Below are 21,714 nucleotides of genomic sequence, written 5' to 3'. Positions count from 1 at the left end.
TTTTTCTCGTTATTTTGCACCCGAAAAATCACCCTCTTTGAAGACTTTTCTTCAGAAAGGCGTTTTTAAATAGAATAAAATTAATAAGCATAATGAGCATGGCATCAGTTAGACCAGATGAAGTTTCGGCAATTTTGCGTGAGCAATTGGCGGGTGCAAAAACCGAAGCAGAATTAGAAGAAGTAGGTACAGTACTCCAAATAGGTGACGGAGTTGCTCGTATTTATGGACTTTCAAAAGTACAACAAGGAGAGTTGATCGTATTCGAAAACGGTCTGAAAGGACTTGCACTTAACCTTGAAGAAGACAACGTTGGAGCCGTATTATTAGGTGACTCAGCGGGTATCAAAGAAGGTGCAATAGCAAAACGTACGGGTGAAATTGCCTCTGTAAAAGTAGGTGAAGGCATCATCGGACGTGTTGTAAATACCCTTGCAGAGCCAATCGATGGTAACGGACCTATCACAGGTGAACTTTTCGAGATGCCATTGGAAAGAAAAGCACCAGGTGTTATCTATCGTCAGCCAGTAACTGAGCCTCTTCAAACAGGTATCAAGGCGGTGGATGCGATGATTCCAATCGGTCGTGGTCAGCGTGAGTTGGTTATCGGTGACCGTCAAACTGGTAAAACTGCCGTTTGTATTGATACTATCATCAACCAAAAAGAATTCTTCGACAAAGGAGAGCCAGTTTATTGTATATATGTAGCTTGTGGTCAGAAAAACTCTACTGTTAAGGCAGTTGAGCAAACTTTGAGACGTTACGGAGCCATGGATTATACGGTAATCGTAAACGCTGGAGCTTCTGATCCTTCTCCAATGCAGTTTTTTGCTCCATTTACTGGTGCAGCTATTGGTGAGTATTTTAGAGATACTGGTCGTCCAGCCCTTGTTATATATGATGACTTGTCTAAACAAGCCGTTGCTTATCGTGAAGTTTCTCTATTGCTTCGTCGTCCACCAGGTCGTGAGGCTTATCCAGGAGACGTTTTCTATCTTCACTCAAGATTGTTGGAGCGTGCCGCCAAAATCAACCAGTCAGACAAAATCGCTCAGGCGATGAACGACCTTCCGCCTTCATTGGTTGGAAAAGTTAAAGGTGGCGGTTCGTTAACAGCCCTTCCAATCATCGAAACACAAGCTGGTGACGTGTCGGCATATATTCCTACCAACGTAATCTCTATTACTGACGGACAGATATTCTTGGAGTCTAACTTGTTTAACGCAGGTATTCGTCCTGCTATCAACGTGGGTATCTCGGTATCGCGTGTGGGTGGTAATGCTCAAATCAAGTCAATGAAAAAAGTGGCAGGTACACTTAAGCTTGACCAAGCACAGTTCCGTGAACTAGAAGCTTTCTCTAAATTCGGTTCTGACCTTGATGCCGCTACCAAATTGGTAATTGAGCGTGGTCGTCGTAACCAAGAGATTTTGAAGCAAGGACAATATCAGCCAAGCCCAGTAGGTGACCAAGTAGCCATCATTTTCGGATCTATCAACGGTATCATGGACTTAGTGCCTGTTACAAGAGTGAAAGAATATGAAACTGAATTCTTGACTATCTTGAAATCAACCAAGCCAGCTATCATCGAAAATCTTTCGAAAGGTAAAATGGAGAAGGAAGATACAGATTATATTATATCTTTCGGAAAAGACTTGGCTAAGAAGTACGCTTAATAATGCCAAAGATATATGAATATCTGAACATTGCGTTTTTCTTTTATTCCAACGAACACGAACCTATTCATGTTCATGCAGGCAAAGAAACGGTGTTTGAGATTATCATAGAAAATCAAGAGGTAAAAGAAATAAAAAAGCGGAAAGTCAGAGGAAGAGACCATTTGGAACAGGCTGATTTGAAAAATGCACAAGACTTCGTCAATGTTTATGCGAAGGAAATTGTAAAAAAGTGGGTTGACTTTTTTGTATATAAAACAGAAATTAAATTAGAAAAAATTTCTAAAAAGATATGAAGACAGTTGATGTTATAAGTGCAGATTATCAAGGTTCTTATTTGTTGAAAGTAAATTTCAATGATGGGAGTTCCAAAATAGTGGATTTTGAAAGTTTTCTTAAAAAGCATTCTCATCCTCAATTCAATAAATATAAGGAAATAGAAAATTTCCAAAAATTTAAAATTGAAAGTGGAAATGTAGTTTGGGGCGAGAATTGGGATTTGATATTTCCAGTTTCTCAACTTTACAAAGGAAAAATTTCAGTTTAGTTATTAAAGTAAAATCGAATAAATCGTCATAAAGATTAATCGTATATCGAAATGGCTTCATTAAAAGAAGTAAGAAATAGAATAACCTCGGTAAACTCTACCATGCAAATCACCAAAGCCATGAAGATGGTGGCGGCGGCGAAGTTGAGAAGAGCTCAGGATAGAATCATTCAGATGAGACCTTATGCCAAGAAACTCAACGAGCTTATTGCTCAGGTTTCTCAAGGCACGGAGGTGGGAGCATCTAGCCCATACACGCAGGTAAGAGAAGTGAAAAACGTCCTTATAGTGATGGTGACATCAGACAGAGGTCTTTGTGGAGCTTTCAATACCAACGTGATTAAAGCTGCAGTTGCTTTTATCAACGAAAACTACCCTGTTCAACTCGAAAAAGGCAATATTTCGGTGTTGTCTTTGGGTAAAAAAGGTAGTGAGGCTTTTGCAAGAAGAGGTATAAAAGTAGACAACGAGTTTACGGATATTTTCCAAAGATTAAGTTTTGATACTGCCAAAGAGGCTGCTGAAAAAGTAATGGCTGCTTTTGCTGAAGGAACTTATGACGAAGTGGTTTTGGTTTACAATGAATTCAAAAACGTTGCGACTCAAATTATCAGAACGGAGAAAATCCTTCCTTTGGTAAGCGAAGAAACAGAAGAGAAAACTTCGAACACTGATTATATCTTTGAGCCTTCTGAGGAAGAAATCATTCTTGAGTTGATACCAAAAGCCATAAAGTTGTCAGTTTTCAAAGCTGTTTTAGATTCCAACGCCTCAGAGCATGGAGCTAGAATGACAGCCATGGACAAAGCAACAGAAAACGGAGGTGAGCTTTTAAAAGCACTTAAGATAGAATATAACCGTTCACGTCAAGCAGCCATCACCAAAGAGATTTTGGAGATTGTTGGTGGAGCGGAAGCTTTGAAAGGAGCTTGATAGTATTCAAACCAATATTCAAAATTGAACGTCTCGGATTATTTTCGAGACGTTTTTTTTATGGGTGACGTTCACATTGTACCTTTGTCAAAATTCAAAAGAAATGCAAATTCTAAATAGACGTCCAAGAAGAAACAGAGCCACTGGTGCTATCAGAGCAATGGTTCAGGAAAACACCCTTTCGGTAAATGATTTTATCTTCCCCATGTTTGTACAAGAGGGTACCAACACAAAAGTGGAAATCAAATCCATGCCCGGTATTTTCCGATTTACTTTGGATACGCTATTGGAAGAATTGAAAGAAGTCCAATCTCTTGGAATAAAATCTATCTGCCTTTTCCCAAATTATCCAGAAAGCAAAAAGGATAAATATGGCTCAGAGAGTCTAGTCTCTGATACCTTATATCTTAAAGCTCTCTCCGAAATCAAATCTAAATTCCCAGACTTAGTCATCATGACCGATGTGGCTTTAGATCCCTATAGTTCTGATGGTCACGACGGAATAGTAGAAAATGGAAAGATAATCAACGATGAAACCGTCGAGATTTTGGTAAAAATGTCCATCGCCCAAGCCAAAGCTGGTGCTGACATTATTGGGCCATCAGACATGATGGACGGTCGTATAGGAGCCATTAGAAAAGGATTGGACGCAGAAGGTTTTACAGACGTGAGTATTATGGCTTACACGGCCAAATATGCCAGTGCATTTTATGGGCCATTCAGAGATGCCTTGGAATCTGCTCCGAAATTCGGAGACAAGAAAACCTATCAAATGAATCCAGCCAATATCAAGGAAGCCTTATTAGAAGCAGAATTGGACTTTGCCGAAGGAGCAGACATTATGATGGTAAAACCCGCATTTAGCTATTTGGATGTAATAAAAGCATTAAAAGAAAACTTCAATATTCCAATATCGGCCTACAACGTTTCAGGAGAATATGCCATGATAAAAGCAGCCGCTCAAAATGGCTGGATAGGCGGCGACAAAGCCATGATGGAAATGCTCCTAAGTATGAAGCGAGCAGGAGCAGATATTATTTTAAGTTATTTCGCTAAGGAAGTGGCGGTTTTGTTGAATGAATCGTAATTCTGAATCAATTTTTATTTGTATATTTGATAAAATTCAATTAACCATGAAGTTGGATAGAAACGCATCTTGGGCTGGTAAATTTGAAGACAATGAGCAAAGAATTAAAGATTTCTGGCAGTCGAGCACTGTCAAAGAAAGACTGGAAGCATCATTTTATTTGAATTCAATTGTTTATAATTTTGATATTAACAATCCTCCACGAATGGATAGGACCGTTTTCTCCATGCGAAAGAATAGCTGATGGGAAACATATTTAATGAAGATTTTCAAGATTTTATTAAAGCTCTTAACCAGGCGGAAGTTGAGTATCTTTTGGTTGGTGGCTACTCAGTTATATTGCATGGCTATGCAAGGACAACTGGTGACTTAGACCTATGGATTAAACCTACAGAAGCTAATTTCAAAAAATTAACCTCAGCATTTGGTATTTTTGGGATGCCAATGTTCGATCTCACATTAGACAAGTTTCTTAATACCAAAGACTTCGATGTTTTTACTTTTGGTCGTCCTCCAGTTTCAATTGAATTGTTGACGGTTGTAAAAGGATTGGAATTTGACCATTCATATAAAGAATCCAAAGTTTTTGAACAAGAAGGATTTGGTGTTCGAAGTATTCAATTTCATCATTTAATTGAAGCAAAAAAGGCTGCTGGACGAAGCCGTGATTTGAATGACATAGACCAATTGTCGGGAAAAAAGGATTCTTGAAAGATTGTTATTTAATGAAATTGTCTGCCAGTCTATTAATTCAAGGCCTTCTGTGTCGATAAATTATATTCGAAAGCCTGAAATATACCATCAATCTAAAATCGCCAATCGAATCAATCTAAAATCGAATCAATCGTCAATTCCCTCATCCCCCAATAGCAACTTTCTTCAAAATTGCCTCAACAATCTGACGGGTATTGATACCGTCGGCTTCGGCTTCGTAGTTGAGAATGATGCGGTGGTTGAATACATCGCTTACTACGGCTTTGATGTCTTCGGGTAGCACATAATCGCGTTTGTCAAAGAAAGCTAAGGCTTTTGCAGCTTTGTGAATCGCTATTCCTGCCCTTGGTGAAACACCGTATTGAATATATCTCGCTTCTTCTTTCAGGCCATAATCTTCAGGATTTCGTGTGGCAAAAACCAACTCGACAATGTAGCGTTCCAACATATCCGAAATCGTGATGCCGTTGATGATTTTCTTGATTTCGAGAATATCGTTTTTTCCCAAAACCGACTTAACATTTTCTTTAAAATCCATGTTGGCTATCTTACGAATCATCTCCAATTCCGACTTTTTATCGAGATAATCAACATAGACCTTCATCATAAATCTATCCACTTGGGCTTCGGGTAGGGGATAAGTACCTTCCTGCTCCACAGGGTTTTGGGTGGCCATTACCAAGAATGGAGGATCTAACTGAAATGATTCCTCACCAATGGTAATCTGTTTCTCTGCCATGGCTTCTAACAAAGCAGATTGCACCTTAGCTGGGGCACGGTTTACTTCATCGGCCAGAATAAGGTTTGCGAATATTGGTCCTTTTTTTACTTCAAAATCACCTGATTTTTGGTTGTATATCATCGTTCCGACCAAATCCGAAGGCAATAAGTCGGGTGTGAATTGTACTCTTCTAAAGCCTAAGTCCAATACTTTTGCGAGTGTGTTCACTGTTTTGGTTTTGGCCAATCCTGGGACACCTTCAAGCAAAATATGACCGTCCGTAAACAAACCAATCAGCAATCTATTGATAAGATATTCTTGCCCGATGACCACTTTGTGAACTTCGGCAAGTACATCATCTATTTTTTTATATAAAGAATCTATTTTATTCATGGAAGAGGTTTTCAAAGATGTGAATTTAGCTAAATATATTTAATTGGGCGAATTTGAATTGAAAAACGCTCATTTTTTTGCCAGAACCATACGGTCTTTCCCGAAGAAATCTTGAATTAATTCTACCTCAGAATATCCAGAATCTGTAAATGCTTCACAAGTTTCTTTGCCTAAATAACTATTAATTTCTACCAAAACATGGCCTTCATCTTCTAAATAAACTTTCCCTATTTCTGCAATTTTTTTGTAAAAAATCAATGGGTCATCATTACTTACAAAAAGTGCCAAATGCGGCTCGAAGTTCAAGACATTCTCCCGCATATCGGGCATCTCATTCTCTTTTACGTACGGTGGATTGCTGACAATCAAGTCAAATTTCTGTTCACCAAATGGACTTTCAAAATTTAATATATCGGCTTCTTGGATGTTTACATTTGCTTTCAGATTTTCATTATTTCTTTTTGCAATATCTAGTGCATTTTCAGAAATATCAATAGCAAAAACCTCGGCATTTTTTAAACCCAATGCCGTACTGATAGCAATACAACCGCTTCCAGTTCCTAAATCTAATACAGTTTTGGGTGTTAGGCTGATGGCTCGCTGAACCAATTCCTCGGTTTCTGGTCGAGGAATAAGCACGTTTTCGTTTACAAAAAAACTATGCTCACAAAACCATGTCTTGCCCAAAATATACTGAATAGGCTCAAAATTATTGATACGTTTTATGATGTTATCAACTCCAGATAATTGCTCTTCAGAGATTGATGTTGAAGTAATTAAGTCATTTTTGGTAACGCCCAGAAGTTCATTGAAAACTATAAAGACTATCTCTTTAGCTTCTGAGGGTTCATAAGCTTTTACCTGTTCGCAACAGCGTTTATATTCGGATTTGAGGTCAAGCATCATAAAAAAAGGGAGAGTGTCAGCTCTCCCTTACATATTTTGAGTTTTAAAATTACAATTTCCTAATCCAGATATTTCTGAATTGTGTTTTATTGCCGTGGTCTTGAAGTGAAATCACATCGTCGCCATGAGCGGCAGGGTACATGTGTAAGCCAATATAGTTGGTTAAACCCGCAATCGTGGTATTGTTTTGTACCAAAACGCCATTGTGCAATACCGTGATTCTTGCAGGAGCATCTACTCTGCCGTCGGCTTTGTACCTCACTGCTGTATAAATAACATCATAAGAATTCCATTCCAATGGGCTACGCATGGCGTTTACCAATGGCGGAACGTCTTTGTATATACTTCCAGCCTGACCATTTGCATAAGTTCTGTTGTTAAAATTGTCCAAAATCTGCAACTCGTATCTGTTTTGCAAAAATAATCCGCTGTTCCCACGACCTTGACCTACATCCTGAACTTCATCAGGAGCACTAAACTCAATATGAATTTGACAATCTCCAAACTTCAATTTTGTTTGAATTCCACCACTTTGAGGTACCACTTCCATGTGGTCATTGTCTACTATTTTCCAAGGTGCTGGTTTTGTAATATCTTTTTGGCTCACCCATTGGTCAAGATTTTTACCGTCAAAAAGTATGATAGCATCCGAAGGAGCATCGCCTAGTTTTTTGGCTGGTGTAACTACACGCACTTCAGGGTCCCAAATCTCGGTCATCTCTGGCTTCATAGGCATTGGAGATACTTCTGGTGGCGTATTTGGATATTTATTTTGACCTATTGCAAATGTCGTGATAAGCGAAAGACAAAGGACAGGAATAAGGTTTTGTTTTTTCATTTTTGTAAAATAAGGTTATTGGATTTCAAATTTAGAATAAAATTTTATTATTCTAAATATTAATTGATGCTAAGCCAAAAGAAATAGACGAAACTAAAATTCAAGGAAATTTTTAATCTGTTTTTCGGTAAAATTCTGGTAGATAGGATTGGTGAAAACTCCATCTGAAAAGTGCTGATTAATGTTTCCTAGTTTTATTCTTAGGCCCATTACGTTGGCGTTGAGATAGCTCAAAACATTGTCGAAATGCCCAAGTCCAACGGCATTCCCCAAAACACCTGAAGAAACACCCACTAAAGCTACTTTTTTAAAAGCCAAACTGTCTGGGTGTCTCAATCCATCCACAAAAGTTTTTAAAACTCCTGGATAAGAGCCATTGTATTCTGGTAAGATAAAAACAAGTTTTTGACACTCATCTATTTTGGCTTGTATTTTTTGAAATTCAGGGTTCTTGCCACCATTGTCATAAAGTGCAGAAAATGCAAAGTCGTGGGGCAAGTCTATCAGATTAATAAAACTGGTTTCAAATCCGGCCTCTTTGATTTTTTTGGAATAATAAATAGCTATTTCTTCGGTTCTTGAATCTTTTCTGTTCGTTCCTACTATTATTCCTATTTTGGTTTTTGACATTTAAATTCAGATTTTTACGGTTACTATTTCAACAAAAAATACCTTAAAGAGTTCTAAAATACTTATTTTATGTATCAATCTGTTAAAAACGACTTACTTTTTCTTTCAAATCCAGAGAAGGCAATCTCCAAAGCCAAGTATTTTAAAAATGGTAAAGGCGAATATGCCGAAGGGGATGTTTTTATTGGTTTGACCAATCCCGAAGTGCATCAGGTATGTAAACATTATAGAGATCTGGTAAACTTGCATGATATAGAAATGTTGTTAAAAGACGAAATACATGAGGTAAGATTTACGGCATTAACACTGCTTGTTTTGAAATACAAGAAATTGAAGAAACTTGATGAGAAAGCAGATTTCGTAAATCTCTATCTTCGAAATATTTCTTATATAAACAACTGGGATTTGGTGGATTGTTCTTCCATGTATATTCTCGGGCCATATTATTTTGAAACAAAAGATAATTCTGTTTTAGAAAATTTAGCCAAAACTGGCCATCTTTGGTCAGAGCGAATTGCCATTATTTCGACACATTATTATATTCGACAAGGTGATTTTGCTCTGACTTTTAAATTGGCCGAAATGCTACTCAATCACAAACATGATTTAATTCACAAAGCGGTGGGCTGGATGCTGCGAGAAGTTTGGAGTAAAGGGGGAAGTCAGGAAGTTGAAGGGTTTTTAGAAAAACACATCAAAGTAATACCAAGAACAGCTTTGAGATATACTATTGAAAAAATGGAAGAACACGAAAGAAAATACTTTTTAAGTCTAAAATAGTGCTTTTGAAGGATGTGATTTTAGGAAAAGTTATAAGTTTCAAATCGTAGAATCTTGGATTTTTTTGGTAGGATAAAGTATATATTTTGTACTTTTGTGTCATTACTTAGCTAATTACATTCTTCAGCAGTCGAAAATACAAGAAAAACTTAATTTAATTCTAAAAATTTATTTATGAGCCAATCTTTGATCAAACCGGGCGTAGTTACAGGCGAAGCACTCAACCAATTGTTGCGTCATGCCAACGAAAATAATTATGCCCTTCCTGCGGTGAATGTTGTAGGAACTAACTCTATCAATGCAGTATTAGAAACGGCCAAAGCCGTAAATTCTCCAGTTATCATTCAGTTTTCGAATGGTGGAGGTATATTTTATGCAGGAAAAAGCCTTTCTAACGAAGGTCAAAAAGCTGCCATTGCGGGTTCTATTTCAGGAGCATTGCATATTCACCAAATGGCTGAGCATTATGGCGTGCCGGTTGTGTTACACACTGACCACTGTGCAAAGAAATTATTGCCTTGGATAGACGGACTTTTGGATGCTAGTGAAAAACATTTTGCGGCTACTGGTAGCCCATTGTTTAGCTCGCACATGATTGACCTTTCAGAAGAGCCAATCGAAGAAAACATCGAGATTTGTGCTAAATATTTAGAAAGAATGTCTAAAATGGGCATGACTTTGGAAATTGAATTAGGCGTAACTGGTGGCGAAGAAGATGGCGTTGATAATTCTGACGTTGATAGCTCAAAACTTTATACACAACCTTCAGAAGTAGCTTATGCTTACGAAGAATTGGGCAAAATTTCTCCAAACTTCACTATTGCGGCGGCATTTGGAAATGTTCATGGTGTTTATAAGCCAGGTAATGTTTCGTTGCAACCGATCATTTTGAAAAACTCTCAAGATTATATCATCGAGAAATACGGAACGGGTGAATTGCCAGTTAATTTTGTATTCCATGGTGGTTCAGGCTCTAGCCGTGCCGAAATCAGAGAGGCAATAGAATACGGTGCTGTGAAAATGAACATCGATACCGACATGCAATGGAGCACTTGGGAGGGAATCTTGAAATATTACAAAGAGAAAGAAGGATATCTTCAGTCGCAGTTGGGTAGCCCAGACGGTGCTGACTCTCCAAACAAAAAATATTATGACCCACGTGTGTGGTTGCGTAAAGGCGAGGAGTCTATGATAGCAAGATTGAAAGTTGCTTTCGAAGACCTAGATTGTATCAATCGTTGCGAAGGATTGTATTAATTTTTTACCGCAAGGTCGCTGGACGCAAAGGTTTGTTTTCTTTGGTGTATTTAGGACTTGTTTGGTGAAAATTTATATTTCCCCATCATTTTAGATTTTCTAAGATGATGGGGATTTTTTTGTGCTTGATTATTTAGTTTTGTGAGAGATATTATATAGCTAATATTTATGGTCAAAGGCGTATGTTTATGACTTTGTGGGGTCTAGGAGGTGAGTTGTGGTTTATTAAGGAAGTTTTTGTTTATTTACAACTTTCCTTTTGATATAAAAGAACCATTTTCTTCACAATTTTTTATAAAATCTATTTCTGATTTTGCCCTTTTTATGATGTTAATAGATTTCCAATAACTTTGATTATAAGGCATCAAAGGAGGTTTACTTAGAACATTGTATTTTAATTTTTGAATGTCATTTACATTTAATGTTTTATTATTTTCTTCCTGGAGATACAAATAATTAACAGATTTATACTTTTTTATACCTTCTTTTGTTTCAGTTAAAAATTGATAAGACAAAGTATTATTACTATCTCTATTTGTTTCAAAATGACAATCTAGAAATACTTCAAAGTAATCCTTTGTCTTTGCGTTTTTATATTCGCCAACAATTCGTTTTACTTGGTTGTTTTTTGTAGAGATATAGAATTCGCCATTAAAAAGCATTGTTTGTTTAAGCTGCGAACTTCTATTTTCTTCGCATTTGAGTACAATAATTTCGTCTTCTTTGCCATAATTCAGAAAGTGACTTGTTTCAATGTTATAGATATCTCTTAAGTTATTATCCCTTTGGGGTAATGACAAAATGTCAAGAGCATTTAGATATAATGTTAAATTAGTAATAAATCCTGATCCTTCAAGTGCCTTTTCTTTATTTCTGTTCACAAATCGAATATGTTTAGGTATCCAGCCCAAAGCTCCCCATTTATTATTCCAATTTAATGTGAATGTACATTCTTCCAAACTTTTCAAATTCGAAGTCTCAGCAACTTGCTTATAATATCCTGCTAAGAAGTAATCTTTTGGTAACTCGTTTTGTTTGTTTTTTTTTATGGAAGTAAGAATGGCAAGGGAATTTTCATTTTGCAATTCTAATCCATATTTTTTTGCTAGTAGTACTAATGGAATAATTTGTAAATCTTTGGTGCTTGTCTTAATCATTCTCTCATATTCGACATGAGTAATTGTCAATGCTTTGAACGGAGTGTTAAGTGTTATTTCAAATTCACCTTCCTCGTTAGTAAAAGTTTGAATGTTTGATTCGTTTTCTAAAATCTTTACTCCAATTATGGGTCTTTTTGTAGTTTCATCAATCACAATCCCCGAAATTTTATTTTGAGAAATTGCCATTGTATCAATGAAAAAAACTGCATAAAAAATAAATAGGAAGCCAAAATTTCTCATATAAATTTAGAATTAGTTCAATTTAGAATAGTGGTTTGTATGAGGGATGTCTCAAAATTACTACTATTTTTAATTGATATACTTTTTTCGTCTTGAAAGAGTATTTGCCACTGACTTCCTTATAATAATCCATATTTAAGTAATAATTCTGAGTATAGCTACATACTCGGAGTCTCTTCTAATACATAAACCCCAGCAACCACAAAGGAATACTATTTCCATAGCCATATTCTATTTCGTCCATAGCCAAAAAAGCATTTGAAATGCCTGAGATTTGTTTTTGGGTTTTGTTTCTTCCGCCCACTTCAAACGTCCATTTGTTGTTGATGGTGAAATCTCCTTTTTCGGTATAATTTACCTTGTGGCCAGCACTTTCGAGCATATTTATAAAAAACGTCTCTCTAATGGTTCCCATTTCTGGCTGATTTTCTGAGAATACATAAAGCAAATTGGTATTGTGCAGGAATATTTTCTCGGGTTTGTTCAAAATCGTAATATTGGTGCTGCTGTGGTATAGACCATATATCAGTTTGGCCGCTTCCAGCATTTTTAGCATTTCATACAGTTTTGGCCTTGTCGTGCCTACTTGTTCCGCTAGTTTGGTGATATTTGGCTTAAAAGGCACACTTTGAGCTATAATGTACAGTAGTTTTTTCAACTGGCTCAAAGTCGAAAACTCTACAGGTATGGCATTGGGTATATCCGTGTCTATGATTAGATTCACGGTTTGTTTTAGTCGGATATCCACCAAGTTTGTTTCTTTAAAAAACGGATAAGCTCCAGATTTTAAATACTCTTTAAAAAAGATCAAAGGGTTTTCGAGTTTGTTTTTTAAGTCTTTTGCTATTTCTACATGATTTTTTAGAATCTCTTCAAGCGTATATTTGGATAGAATTAACCCATATTTTATTCCCAAAAATTCTCTAAACGAAAGCTCAGGCAAGTAATAGTTCAGTACGCGTCTACTCAAATCTGTATTGGATTTTTGTAATTCCAAAATCGATGAGCCCGTAAACAGCATTTTCAAATTGGGCATCAAATCATAGATATTCTTTATTTCTCTGCTCCAATCGGGGTATTTGTGTACTTCGTCCATCAGCAACAACTTTCCCCCGTTTTGCAAGAAAGTTCGGGTGGTCTCCACCAAAGTGTGTTGTTTGAAATAAATATCGTCTAAAGTTATGTACAAGGCTTCATCAGCTTGGAAGTTTTCTTTCAGATGTTGCAGAAAAATCGTGCTTTTGCCTGTACCTCTCGCACCCATAAGCATAATGGCTCTTTCGTCCCACGGAAGTGTGTCGTAAAGTGAACGTTTAAAGTCCAAATTTACCTTTTCTAATACCCTATTTTGACTTTCAAATAGCTCTTGCATTCTAGATTTTACAATATTGTATTTTCAAAAGTACAAAAAGTATTCCAAAGTGTATTATTGAAAATACAAAAATATACATAAAATGTATTTTGTAAAATACATTTTGTCTATAAAAGTGTATTTTACAAAGTACAAAATGATGATATTTGCCAATAGAAAAGCATTTGTTACAGCAAAGTATCCGTTTGGGACAATGTGGTTTGCAATTGAAAGTCGAAGATTGTGGTGCAATTCAAAGCCCCCTGAAGGGAGACTATGAATTGACAATGGCGTTTGTTTTAGCAGAGTCTCCGTCAGGGACTATGCGGCTTGTTGCTATTAGCGAGACATCACCAATTCTCTACCAAAGTATTGATTTTATCTAACAAAAATTGCGTCTTTGGTCCAATGGCACCATTACCAATGATGTTTTCGTCGATTTTAGAGATGGGCAAAACACGCTTGGTTGTACTTGTAGTAAATACTTCCTCAGCATCCAGCGTTTCTTGAAAACCAACTGAACGAAGTTCTATTTCAAAGTCGTTTTTGGCCAATTCTAAGACGGTTCTTCGGGTAATTCCTTCCAAAATATTTTTGTCGGGCGTAATGAGTTTATTTCCGTTTACAATAAAAACATTGCTTCGGCTCAATTCACTTATTTCACCGTTTTTGTGAAATAATACATCGGCTGCACTTTGGGCTTTTAGCTCGCTTTGCAGAATCATATAGTGCTTATAGTCAATGCTTTTTATGGTTGGTAAGTCACGAACGAAATCGTAAGACATTACTTTTATGCCAGTTTCATAGTCTTTTGGAGACGAAAAATGTAAGGATTCTGAAATAATCATCAGATTGGGTTTTGCAGAAGTCACAGAGTCAAAAGTATATCCTCCGGTCAACAAAAATCTTATCGCTACTTCACCATCGCCGTGCAATTTTATCAAGGAAAGAACCACTTCATTTGCTTCTTCTTTGGTAATCGGATTCGGAATTTTTAGCAATTTTGCCGAGCGTTCGTAACGCTCCCAATACCAATCCCACTGAAATGGTTTTTGGTTATAAGTTCTGAAATAATCAAAAAGCCCATAGCCTCTCATAAGACCAAGGTCGTTGATGTTTATTTGGGTAGCGTTTGCCTCGGTTATTTTTCCATTAAACCAACAGTGGTGCATTGTTATTGAAGTTTACGGTACTTAATTCTTTTAGGAGTGAGGTCGTTGCCCATGCGTTTGCGGTGGTTTTCTTCATATTCTGAGAAGTTTCCTTCAAACCAAACCACGTTAGAATCACCTTCAAAAGCCAAAATGTGCGTAGCGATTCTGTCCAAAAACCACCTATCGTGAGAGATGACTACGGCACAACCAGCAAAGTTTTCTAGGGCTTCTTCCAGGGCTCTTAAGGTGTTGATGTCCAAGTCGTTGGTTGGTTCATCAAGGAGCAGTAAATTGCCACCTTCTTTGAGCATCATCGCCAAATGAACTCGGTTTCTTTCACCTCCTGAAAGAACGCCAATTTTCTTTTCTTGGTCTGAACCACCAAAGTTAAACTTACTCACATAAGCTCGTGCATTTACCTGTTTGTTGCCCAACATTATCCAGTCGTTTCCTTCCGAGATGAGCTCATAAACAGATTTATTCGGGTCAAGTTTATCATGCTCCTGATCTACGTAAGCTATTTTCACTGTCTCACCCACGTCAAAAGTGCCTTCCAGTGGTTTTAACTGCCCGGTAATGAGTTTGAAAAGTGTTGTTTTACCCGCACCATTTGGCCCAATTATTCCCACAATTCCAGCAGGGGGCAATGAGAAGTTCAGATTTTCGTAAAGTAATCTATCCTCAAAGCCCATTTTTATGCCTGTCGCTTCAATTACTTTATTGCCCAGTCTTGGTCCCGGTGGTATAAATAACTCCAGTTTTTCTTCTTTTTCTTTTACGTCTTGGTTGAGCAAATTATCATAGGCATTCAATCTTGCCTTTCCTTTTGCAGACCTTCCTTTCGGGCTCATTTTTACCCATTCAAGCTCACGCTCCAAAGATTTTTGTCTCTTCGATTGCGACTTTTCTTCTTGAGCCAAACGGTTTTGTTTTTGCTCCAGCCACGACGAATAATTTCCTTTCCAAGGAATACCCTCTCCACGGTCAAGTTCTAAAATCCAACCCGCCACATTATCTAGGAAATACCTATCGTGGGTTACGGCTATTACTGTTCCTTTGTACTGGTTAAGATATTGTTCAAGCCACAAAACCGATTCTGCATCTAAGTGGTTGGTAGGTTCGTCAAGTAGCAGTACGTCAGGTTGTTGCAATAGTAATCTACACAAAGCCACCCGTCTTTTTTCACCTCCCGAAAGAGTACTGATTTTAGCTTCGCTCGGCGGACAACGAAGTGCGTCCATGGCTCTTTCAAGTCGGCTGTCAAGCTCCCAAGCATCTGCTGCATCAAGCTTTTCCTGTACATCGCCTTGGCGTTCCATTAGCTTGTCAAAATCTGCGTCTGGGTTGGCAAAAGCTTCGTTTATTTCGTCAAATTCTTTGAGTAAATTCACAATTTCTTGAACTCCTTCTTCCACAATTTCCTTAACTGTTTTGTTGGGGTCCAATTGGGGTTCTTGTTCGAGCATTCCCACGGAATAACCGGGCGAAAAAACTACCTCGCCGTTGATGTTTTTATCAATACCAGCAATAACCCTCAAAAGGGTAGACTTTCCTGAGCCATTTAGACCTAAAACACCAATTTTGGCACCGTAAAAAAACGAAAGATATATGTTTTTCAAAACTTGTCTTTGGGGTGGAATAATCTTGCTTACGCCAGCCATCGAAAAGATTATTTGTTCGCTCATATCAAAATTTTAGTAAATATTAAAACCGTTATATTATTTTTTTGTACAAATATCGTTACCTTACTTTGTAATATGCAAAAAAACAGCGATTTTTACATTTTTAAAACCATTTTTACAAACAAAAAGTAGCCACTCCTTAAATTATGAAAGGCGTTACATTAGAAAACGAATACGCTTACATCCTTGATAGTAAGGTATTTTTAAAAGGGTATATGGGTATGCCCGACCGACAAATTGGAGAAGTAAAAAGAACAGAAGAGGAAGCTTTTCAGTACTTCATTAATCGATACGACATAGCCGTATCTAAGGTGAATCAGCTCGAATCCGAAATCGAGGAAGCCCAAAACAAAGGTTCTTACCTTACCAAACTCATTCAGCTTCGCAAGAGGTTATTGAATTTTGATGGCATCGGCAATTTTATTCCATTACTCGAAAAACTTGATGTTTTAGAAGGAAGCCTTACTTCATTGATTGGTGAAAATCAGTCATCTAATCTCGAAATTAAACGAGCACTTATTGAAGAAGCTAGACCTTATGAACACAGCGATGATTGGAAAGATACCGCCGATATTCTTCAAGAAATCAGGACAAAATGGATTAGGACTGGGCCTGTAGAAAAGGAATTGAATGACAAAATAGAAGAGGACTTCAAGTCTATTTTGGATACTTTTTACCAAGCTCGGAAAGTGTTTTTTGAAGAGCAAAATCGTATTATCGACGAGCGAATCTACAAATACAACGAACTTATCAGAAAAGGAGAGGAGTTACAAAGTCGAACCGATTGGGATGAGGCGTTTTTGGATCTTAAAAACATGCAGACAGAGTGGAAAATCATTGGTGATATTCCTCCTAAGGTGTTGAAAGTTCTTTATAAAAACTTCAAAAAACCTACTTCGCTTTTCTATGATAGATATTGTAGGTCGAAAGGTATTGTGCCAAAACGTAGAGTTGACCCAAGAATTGAAGCTCAAATGAAGATGGTGAAGGAGGTTGAAAAACTTGCAGAATCGGAAGATATGATTTCGGCTACAAACAGGGCCAAGTATCTCTTGAATGAGTGGAAAACAATAAGAGTACCTGCTCATTTGGCAGATAGAAATGTAGCTGAGAGGTTTAGAGCTGCTTGTGATAAGATATTCGAATTAAGTTATTTGTTCAAAGTAATTGCCCGTAAATATCCTACTTTCAACTTCCTGAGCGACAAGCAAAAAGACCTCACCAAGTACAGAGAGATGGAGAACATTGTAAAACGTGCAAGGACCGACTTGGAAGACTTGATACATAGCTATGACGGCCAGAGCCAAGGCTATGAAATGGATCAGATGATGCAGTCGAACCTTAAAACTCAAAAAAGGAAGCTCTTGATGAAAGAGGTGATTTTGGAAGAATTAAGACAGAAAGTTGCTGCTCTATAATTTTTAGAATATATTTTGAAAGTGATAGTTTTGATTTTTTCAATTCTATCACTTTTTTGTTTTTTGTGACAATATTTTACTCGATTGAATTAAATTAGGAAAAGAAATATGAAGAAAGTTGCCATTATGCAACCGTATTTTTTGCCATACATTGGTTATTTTCAGTTGATTAACGCTGTAGATGAGTTCATTGTTTATGACAATATACAATTTTCAAAAAAAGGCTGGTTTCATAGAAACAGGTTTCTACAAAATGGCTCTGACGATTATTTTACGCTTCCATTAAAGAAAGACTCGGATTATTTGGATGTAAATCAGCGTTCATTGAGTGACACATGGCCGACTGAAAGAGAAAAAACGTTAAGGAAGTTCAAAGAGAACTACCGCAAAGCACCGTTTTTTGAGTCTGTTTTTCCGAAAATAGAAGGAATCTACAATTTCGAAGAGCGTAATCTTTTCGATTTTATACTCAATTCGCTGAAAACCGTTTGTAAGATGCTCGATATTCAGACTCCTTTTGTGGTGTCGTCACAAGTCGCTATGGATCACTCTCTTAAAGGTGAAGCTAAAGTAATGGCTTTGTGTGGGGCTGTTGGGGCTACTCACTATATTAATCCCATTGGCGGTTTGGAGCTTTATGAGAGAAATATATTTGAAAACAACGGTTTAGATTTGAGTTTTATTAAGGCTAGGTCAATAGTTTATCCACAGTTTAATAATAGTTTTGTGCCTTGGCTGTCTATTTTGGACTTACTAATGTTTAACGACATCGAGAAAATCAAAGGTTGGCTAGGTGAATTTGATGTAATTAGAAATTGATTTATGAATAAGAAAACCAATGTTTTGGTGTTTCCTTGTGGTGCAGAGAGTGCACTTGAGATACATATTGCTCTAAAAGATGTAATGAATATGCGGCTAGTGGGTGCTTCGGGTAGAGAAGACCACGGAAGGATGGTTTATGAGAATTATCATGGCGGATTTCCGAATATTTCTGAGCCAAATTTTATTGAAAAGTTAAATGAGCTTATCGCAAATGAGTCTATTGACCTAATATTGCCCACACACGATACTGTATTGGTGTTTATGGCCAAGAATGCAGATAAGATAAATACGAAAATTGCTGTTCCAGGCCTCAAACAGGCCGAAATTTGCAGAAGCAAAAAGAAAATTTATGATTTATTCAAAGATTTTGATTTTTGCCCTACTGTTTTTCATTCTATTTCTGAGGTTCTAAATTATCCAGTTTATATAAAACTTGACGAGGGCCAGGGTAGTAAGGGTGCTTTTATCCTTCATGAACGAAAGCAATATGATGAACTTAAAGATCCTGAAAATTATGTTATTACAGAGTTTTTGCCTGGTGAAGAACTAACGATTGATTGTTTTACAGACCGCCATGGAAACCTACAATTTGTAGGGCCAAGAATAAGAAAAAGGGTATTTGACGGTGTATGCGTAAATAGTATGACAGTGGAGGCTACCGATGAAATAAAAGCTATAGGAAAGATAGTTTCTGACCAGATTGGTATCAGAGGATCGTGGTATTTTCAGCTCAAACGTGACTCAAAAGGAAGATATAAACTCCTTGAAGCCTCCAATAAAATAGCAGGAAACATGAATGTTTTCAGAGGTTTAGGTGTGAATTTCCCGATGCTGATGGTGTATGATTATCTGGATTTTGATGTACAAGTTTTCTCGAACGATTATGTGCTAGAAGGAGAAAGAGCACTTTTGAGTAGATATATTGCTTACTTTGAATACGATACTATTTATATTGATTTTGATGATACCATTACCAAAAACGATAAAGTAAATGCCAACGTAATGATGTTTTTGTATCATCAAAAAACAAAGGGAAGAGTTATAAAATTGATAACAAAGCACAAGTCTGATATTTTACAAACTTTGGACATTCTCGCTATTCATAAAGGAATTTTTGATGAGATTATTCACCTAAAAATGGAAGAAGAGAAGTATAAATTTATACAAGAAACCGAGCGTGTGATATTTATAGATAATGCTTATGGTGAAAGGCTTGCAGTGAAAAAGCATTTGAATATACCAGTTTTTGATGTGGACGCATTGCCCACTTTGATAGACTGGAAAGAATAGTGTTTTGGTCGAGAGCGTATAAAAAAGGTGAGCGTTCGCTCACCTTTTTTGTTTGTTGATGTATGTATATCAGTCTTTTGTAAACTCTCCTGATACTTTGATGGTTACATCATCGCTCAACGTTGCACCAGAAGTTCCTACTCCAAAGGCAACACGATTTACTTTTCCTGAAGCTGTGATTCCCATCATTTGTTTTTTGCTTCTTGGGTTTTCTACAGGTCCTTTGATTACTGCAGCTAACACCAATGGTTTTGTTACACCGTGCATGGTTAAGTTTCCAGAAATCGTATAATTCTGACCTTTTCCTTTTTTGATTTTAGTGCTTTTGAAAGTCACTGCTGAATACTTAGCTGCATCAAAGAAATCAGGGCTTTTTAGGTGTCCATCTCTCATATCGTTGCTTGTGTTGATGCTTCCAACTTCTGCTGAGAATTCGAATACGGCATCAGAGAAATCAACTTTAGAAGATGTCAACTTTGCATCGTAAGATTTGAAGCTTCCATCCACGTCAGAAATCATCATGTGAGTGATAGTGAACCCAACATTTGAATGAGCTTTGTCTAAAGACCAAGTTTGTGCGAACGTCGCCAACGAAAGTAAGCCAGCGGTTAATGATAAAAGTACTTTTTTCATTTTAGAATTTGTTTTAAGTTTTAACAATTAATGTATATACATATATTAAATTCAAATGGTTCACTACGAACAGTTTTTTTTACAAAAAAAAGAGTCGAGATAAACTCGACTCCTATTAAATAAAGTATTTTTTGTCTTCTCAAGATCGTTTATTTGATAACATTTTGCCACTTGAGTCGAAAGTTATAGTATATTCTTTTTGTCCCGACTTAAGTTTTATCACATAAGTGATAGATTCATTTTTAGTAACTTTTTTGCCAGATAAAAACACAAATTGAGGGAAGGTTGCCTTGAGATAAGTACTAGCCGGTGAAGGTAAGTCGGCTAAGGTAATTTTTACTTCTGAAGTTTTATTGCTTCCTGAAACACTTAGAAACATTCCACTGCCGTCAAATCTTAGTTCATAAGTGATACTGTTTTGTTTTATTTTGATATTAATAAATGTCCCAGTAGCTTTTTCAGCTTTTTCTCCAGACACAAACACATAACCGGCATAGTTAGTTTTTAAGTACTCAAGAATCTGGGTAGGTATTGAAGTGGATGTCAATGGAGAACTTTTTAGACTTTGATCTGAACTTTCAGTGATTAAACCATTTGCGTTGAACTTCATTTCGAAAGTATTGTTGCCTGTCTTGATTTTAAGTTCAAACGAAATAATGCCATTTTTAGAGATTTTTTTGGCAGAAATCAATGTGTATGTGGTGTACTTCGATTTTAAATATGTAGTTATACTAGGCAATAGGTCTGATTCTTTTAATATTGCCACAGTTTGGCCATTGGTATTTGTAATAAGAATCTTTCCATTGGCATCAAATTTTAACTCAACAGTACCTCCAGTACTATTCTTTATCTTTACTTCAAAGTATATTTTTTTGTCATTCTCATATTTTTTAGCAGAAATAAACTTATATCCTATGTAATTGGCTTTAAGATAGGTGCTTATAGTTTCGAGTAATTCACCTTCTTTTACTATGTATTCAGGAGTTCCGGCTTTTTTTATGGATAATACTTTAGCTTCTGCATCAAGCTTAATTTCATAGGGTACAAATTTCAATAGAAACTTTACTGTAAATATGTTTACACCTGCGGTAGTAGTTGTTTTTTTTGCTTCTAAAAAAACAAAACCGTTGTAATTAGTTTCTAAGTACGATTTAACTGGACTAGGTAAGTCAACAAGTTTAAGTTTTACTTCTCCTGGTTCCACAGAAACAGCATTTTCTTGTTTTGAATAATCTGCAGATGCTAGTTGGTCTTGCTCACAAGACATGAGGTTGGCGGCCAATATAAAAGCCCCCAAACCATAAACTAATTTTAGGTTTTTCATTTTTAGTATTTATTTTTTTACACTCGATATTCAACCTAAAATATTAGCAAAAATCTAGCCAACAGTGTGTTGCAGAGCTTTTTATTTGCAAAAAAACTTTACAATTATTTATGTGTTTTTTTTACTTTCTTTGTAAAGTTATTTTCAACATTCTAAAA

General features: G+C 36.6%; 22 protein-coding genes. 12 read left to right on the top strand and 10 right to left on the bottom strand.

What is annotated here, in order from left to right:
• The first annotated feature begins 98 nt into the window (after positions 1-98).
• From atpA to EGI26_RS06140, 7 genes are all read left to right on the top strand, one after another.
• Positions 99-1,676 carry a F0F1 ATP synthase subunit alpha gene (atpA, locus tag EGI26_RS06170; RefSeq protein WP_255077090.1) on the top strand — a complete coding sequence of 526 codons (1,578 nt, stop codon included), beginning with the start codon at positions 99-101 and terminating at the stop codon, positions 1,674-1,676.
• Positions 1,677-1,678: 2 nt separating this feature from the next.
• On the top strand, positions 1,679-1,972 hold the full coding sequence (locus EGI26_RS06165; RefSeq protein ID WP_255077088.1) for a DUF4160 domain-containing protein: 294 nt from the start codon (positions 1,679-1,681) through the stop codon (positions 1,970-1,972).
• Positions 1,969-2,223, top strand: a complete 255-nt coding sequence (locus tag EGI26_RS06160; protein ID WP_255077085.1) for a DUF2442 domain-containing protein — start codon at positions 1,969-1,971, stop codon at positions 2,221-2,223. Before EGI26_RS06165 ends, EGI26_RS06160 begins: the two co-directional genes overlap by 4 nt.
• Before the next feature lie 51 nt (positions 2,224-2,274).
• A complete protein-coding gene (gene atpG, locus EGI26_RS06155; protein ID WP_255077083.1) occupies positions 2,275-3,156 on the top strand; it encodes an ATP synthase F1 subunit gamma in 882 nt (293 codons plus the stop codon).
• Between the two features lie 103 nt (positions 3,157-3,259).
• Positions 3,260-4,243, top strand: a complete 984-nt coding sequence (gene hemB / locus EGI26_RS06150) for a porphobilinogen synthase (RefSeq protein ID WP_255077082.1) — start codon at positions 3,260-3,262, stop codon at positions 4,241-4,243.
• Between the two features lie 46 nt (positions 4,244-4,289).
• The gene (locus tag EGI26_RS06145) at positions 4,290-4,487 is read left to right on the top strand and encodes a hypothetical protein (protein WP_255077080.1); all 198 of its coding nucleotides are present in this window, start codon (positions 4,290-4,292) and stop codon (positions 4,485-4,487) included.
• Complete coding sequence (locus EGI26_RS06140) at positions 4,487-4,954, top strand: hypothetical protein (RefSeq protein ID WP_255077078.1); 468 nt, start codon at positions 4,487-4,489, stop codon at positions 4,952-4,954. Before EGI26_RS06145 ends, EGI26_RS06140 begins: the two co-directional genes overlap by 1 nt.
• 145 nt (positions 4,955-5,099) lie before the next feature.
• On the opposite strand, the gene EGI26_RS06135 is transcribed toward EGI26_RS06140, so the two are convergent.
• The 4 genes from EGI26_RS06135 to EGI26_RS06120 all read right to left on the bottom strand — a co-directional run bounded on the left by EGI26_RS06135 (position 5,100) and on the right by EGI26_RS06120 (position 8,445).
• Positions 5,100-6,071 carry a MoxR family ATPase gene (locus tag EGI26_RS06135; protein ID WP_255049846.1) on the bottom strand — a complete coding sequence of 324 codons (972 nt, stop codon included), beginning with the start codon at positions 6,069-6,071 and terminating at the stop codon, positions 5,100-5,102.
• 69 nt (positions 6,072-6,140) lie between these two features.
• Entirely contained in the window at positions 6,141-6,977 is an 837-nt protein-coding gene (gene prmC / locus EGI26_RS06130) for a peptide chain release factor N(5)-glutamine methyltransferase (RefSeq protein WP_255077077.1), read from the bottom strand.
• A gap of 49 nt (positions 6,978-7,026) precedes the next feature.
• Positions 7,027-7,815, bottom strand: a complete 789-nt coding sequence (locus tag EGI26_RS06125; RefSeq protein WP_255077075.1) for a DUF1080 domain-containing protein — start codon at positions 7,813-7,815, stop codon at positions 7,027-7,029.
• A gap of 93 nt (positions 7,816-7,908) precedes the next feature.
• On the bottom strand, positions 7,909-8,445 hold the full coding sequence (locus EGI26_RS06120; RefSeq protein ID WP_255077074.1) for an NADPH-dependent FMN reductase: 537 nt from the start codon (positions 8,443-8,445) through the stop codon (positions 7,909-7,911).
• A 69-nt stretch (positions 8,446-8,514) separates the two neighbouring features.
• Here EGI26_RS06120 and EGI26_RS06115 point away from each other — a divergent pair, with 69 nt between their 5' ends.
• A complete protein-coding gene (locus tag EGI26_RS06115) occupies positions 8,515-9,225 on the top strand; it encodes a DNA alkylation repair protein (protein ID WP_255077073.1) in 711 nt (236 codons plus the stop codon).
• Between the two features lie 174 nt (positions 9,226-9,399).
• On the top strand, positions 9,400-10,482 hold the full coding sequence (gene fbaA / locus EGI26_RS06110) for a class II fructose-bisphosphate aldolase (RefSeq protein ID WP_255077071.1): 1,083 nt from the start codon (positions 9,400-9,402) through the stop codon (positions 10,480-10,482).
• A 245-nt stretch (positions 10,483-10,727) separates the two neighbouring features.
• On the opposite strand, the gene EGI26_RS06105 is transcribed toward fbaA, so the two are convergent.
• From EGI26_RS06105 to ettA, 4 genes are all read right to left on the bottom strand, one after another.
• Entirely contained in the window at positions 10,728-11,882 is a 1,155-nt protein-coding gene (locus EGI26_RS06105; RefSeq protein WP_255077070.1) for a carboxypeptidase-like regulatory domain-containing protein, read from the bottom strand.
• Positions 11,883-12,060: 178 nt separating this feature from the next.
• A complete protein-coding gene (locus tag EGI26_RS06100; RefSeq protein WP_255077068.1) occupies positions 12,061-13,254 on the bottom strand; it encodes an ATP-binding protein in 1,194 nt (397 codons plus the stop codon).
• A gap of 329 nt (positions 13,255-13,583) precedes the next feature.
• A complete protein-coding gene (locus EGI26_RS06095) occupies positions 13,584-14,405 on the bottom strand; it encodes an aminotransferase class IV (RefSeq protein ID WP_255077064.1) in 822 nt (273 codons plus the stop codon).
• A 2-nt stretch (positions 14,406-14,407) separates the two neighbouring features.
• Complete coding sequence (gene ettA, locus EGI26_RS06090) at positions 14,408-16,072, bottom strand: energy-dependent translational throttle protein EttA (protein ID WP_255077062.1); 1,665 nt, start codon at positions 16,070-16,072, stop codon at positions 14,408-14,410.
• A gap of 143 nt (positions 16,073-16,215) precedes the next feature.
• Between ettA and EGI26_RS06085 the strand changes: the two genes are divergently transcribed.
• The 3 genes from EGI26_RS06085 to EGI26_RS06075 all read left to right on the top strand — a co-directional run bounded on the left by EGI26_RS06085 (position 16,216) and on the right by EGI26_RS06075 (position 19,599).
• Positions 16,216-17,487 carry a DUF349 domain-containing protein gene (locus EGI26_RS06085; RefSeq protein WP_255077060.1) on the top strand — a complete coding sequence of 424 codons (1,272 nt, stop codon included), beginning with the start codon at positions 16,216-16,218 and terminating at the stop codon, positions 17,485-17,487.
• A 108-nt stretch (positions 17,488-17,595) separates the two neighbouring features.
• The gene (locus EGI26_RS06080; RefSeq protein WP_255077059.1) at positions 17,596-18,306 is read left to right on the top strand and encodes a WbqC family protein; all 711 of its coding nucleotides are present in this window, start codon (positions 17,596-17,598) and stop codon (positions 18,304-18,306) included.
• A 3-nt stretch (positions 18,307-18,309) separates the two neighbouring features.
• Entirely contained in the window at positions 18,310-19,599 is a 1,290-nt protein-coding gene (locus tag EGI26_RS06075) for an ATP-grasp domain-containing protein (RefSeq protein ID WP_255077058.1), read from the top strand.
• Positions 19,600-19,668: 69 nt separating this feature from the next.
• Here the strand turns inward: EGI26_RS06075 and EGI26_RS06070 are convergent, their stop codons facing one another.
• Together EGI26_RS06070 and EGI26_RS06065 are read right to left on the bottom strand one after the other, a co-directional pair.
• A complete protein-coding gene (locus tag EGI26_RS06070) occupies positions 19,669-20,232 on the bottom strand; it encodes a YceI family protein (protein ID WP_255077056.1) in 564 nt (187 codons plus the stop codon).
• Positions 20,233-20,371: 139 nt separating this feature from the next.
• Positions 20,372-21,556, bottom strand: a complete 1,185-nt coding sequence (locus EGI26_RS06065; protein ID WP_255077055.1) for a PepSY domain-containing protein — start codon at positions 21,554-21,556, stop codon at positions 20,372-20,374.
• Positions 21,557-21,714: the final 158 nt, after the last annotated feature.

Source organism: Lacihabitans sp. CCS-44, from assembly GCF_024343735.1.
Taxonomy (GTDB): Bacteria; Bacteroidota; Bacteroidia; order Cytophagales; family Spirosomataceae; genus Leadbetterella.
Note: the sequence above shows the minus strand (reverse complement) of the source record. Positions and strands in the feature narration are given on the sequence as shown.

Coding starts and splice junctions, on each gene's coding strand:
- hemB (WP_255077082.1), top strand. CDS start 3,260: ATGCAAATTCTAAATAGACGTCCAAGAAGAAACAGAGCCACTGGTGCT.
- fbaA (WP_255077071.1), top strand. CDS start 9,400: ATGAGCCAATCTTTGATCAAACCGGGCGTAGTTACAGGCGAAGCACTC.
- atpG (WP_255077083.1), top strand. CDS start 2,275: ATGGCTTCATTAAAAGAAGTAAGAAATAGAATAACCTCGGTAAACTCT.
- atpA (WP_255077090.1), top strand. CDS start 99: ATGGCATCAGTTAGACCAGATGAAGTTTCGGCAATTTTGCGTGAGCAA.
- EGI26_RS06120 (WP_255077074.1), bottom strand. CDS start 8,445: ATGTCAAAAACCAAAATAGGAATAATAGTAGGAACGAACAGAAAAGAT.
- EGI26_RS06140 (WP_255077078.1), top strand. CDS start 4,487: ATGGGAAACATATTTAATGAAGATTTTCAAGATTTTATTAAAGCTCTT.
- EGI26_RS06115 (WP_255077073.1), top strand. CDS start 8,515: ATGTATCAATCTGTTAAAAACGACTTACTTTTTCTTTCAAATCCAGAG.
- EGI26_RS06075 (WP_255077058.1), top strand. CDS start 18,310: ATGAATAAGAAAACCAATGTTTTGGTGTTTCCTTGTGGTGCAGAGAGT.
- EGI26_RS06070 (WP_255077056.1), bottom strand. CDS start 20,232: ATGAAAAAAGTACTTTTATCATTAACCGCTGGCTTACTTTCGTTGGCG.
- prmC (WP_255077077.1), bottom strand. CDS start 6,977: ATGATGCTTGACCTCAAATCCGAATATAAACGCTGTTGCGAACAGGTA.
- EGI26_RS06135 (WP_255049846.1), bottom strand. CDS start 6,071: ATGAATAAAATAGATTCTTTATATAAAAAAATAGATGATGTACTTGCC.
- EGI26_RS06145 (WP_255077080.1), top strand. CDS start 4,290: ATGAAGTTGGATAGAAACGCATCTTGGGCTGGTAAATTTGAAGACAAT.
- EGI26_RS06165 (WP_255077088.1), top strand. CDS start 1,679: ATGCCAAAGATATATGAATATCTGAACATTGCGTTTTTCTTTTATTCC.
- EGI26_RS06160 (WP_255077085.1), top strand. CDS start 1,969: ATGAAGACAGTTGATGTTATAAGTGCAGATTATCAAGGTTCTTATTTG.
- EGI26_RS06105 (WP_255077070.1), bottom strand. CDS start 11,882: ATGAGAAATTTTGGCTTCCTATTTATTTTTTATGCAGTTTTTTTCATT.
- EGI26_RS06095 (WP_255077064.1), bottom strand. CDS start 14,405: ATGCACCACTGTTGGTTTAATGGAAAAATAACCGAGGCAAACGCTACC.
- EGI26_RS06100 (WP_255077068.1), bottom strand. CDS start 13,254: ATGCAAGAGCTATTTGAAAGTCAAAATAGGGTATTAGAAAAGGTAAAT.
- EGI26_RS06080 (WP_255077059.1), top strand. CDS start 17,596: ATGAAGAAAGTTGCCATTATGCAACCGTATTTTTTGCCATACATTGGT.
- ettA (WP_255077062.1), bottom strand. CDS start 16,072: ATGAGCGAACAAATAATCTTTTCGATGGCTGGCGTAAGCAAGATTATT.
- EGI26_RS06085 (WP_255077060.1), top strand. CDS start 16,216: ATGAAAGGCGTTACATTAGAAAACGAATACGCTTACATCCTTGATAGT.
- EGI26_RS06125 (WP_255077075.1), bottom strand. CDS start 7,815: ATGAAAAAACAAAACCTTATTCCTGTCCTTTGTCTTTCGCTTATCACG.
- EGI26_RS06065 (WP_255077055.1), bottom strand. CDS start 21,556: ATGAAAAACCTAAAATTAGTTTATGGTTTGGGGGCTTTTATATTGGCC.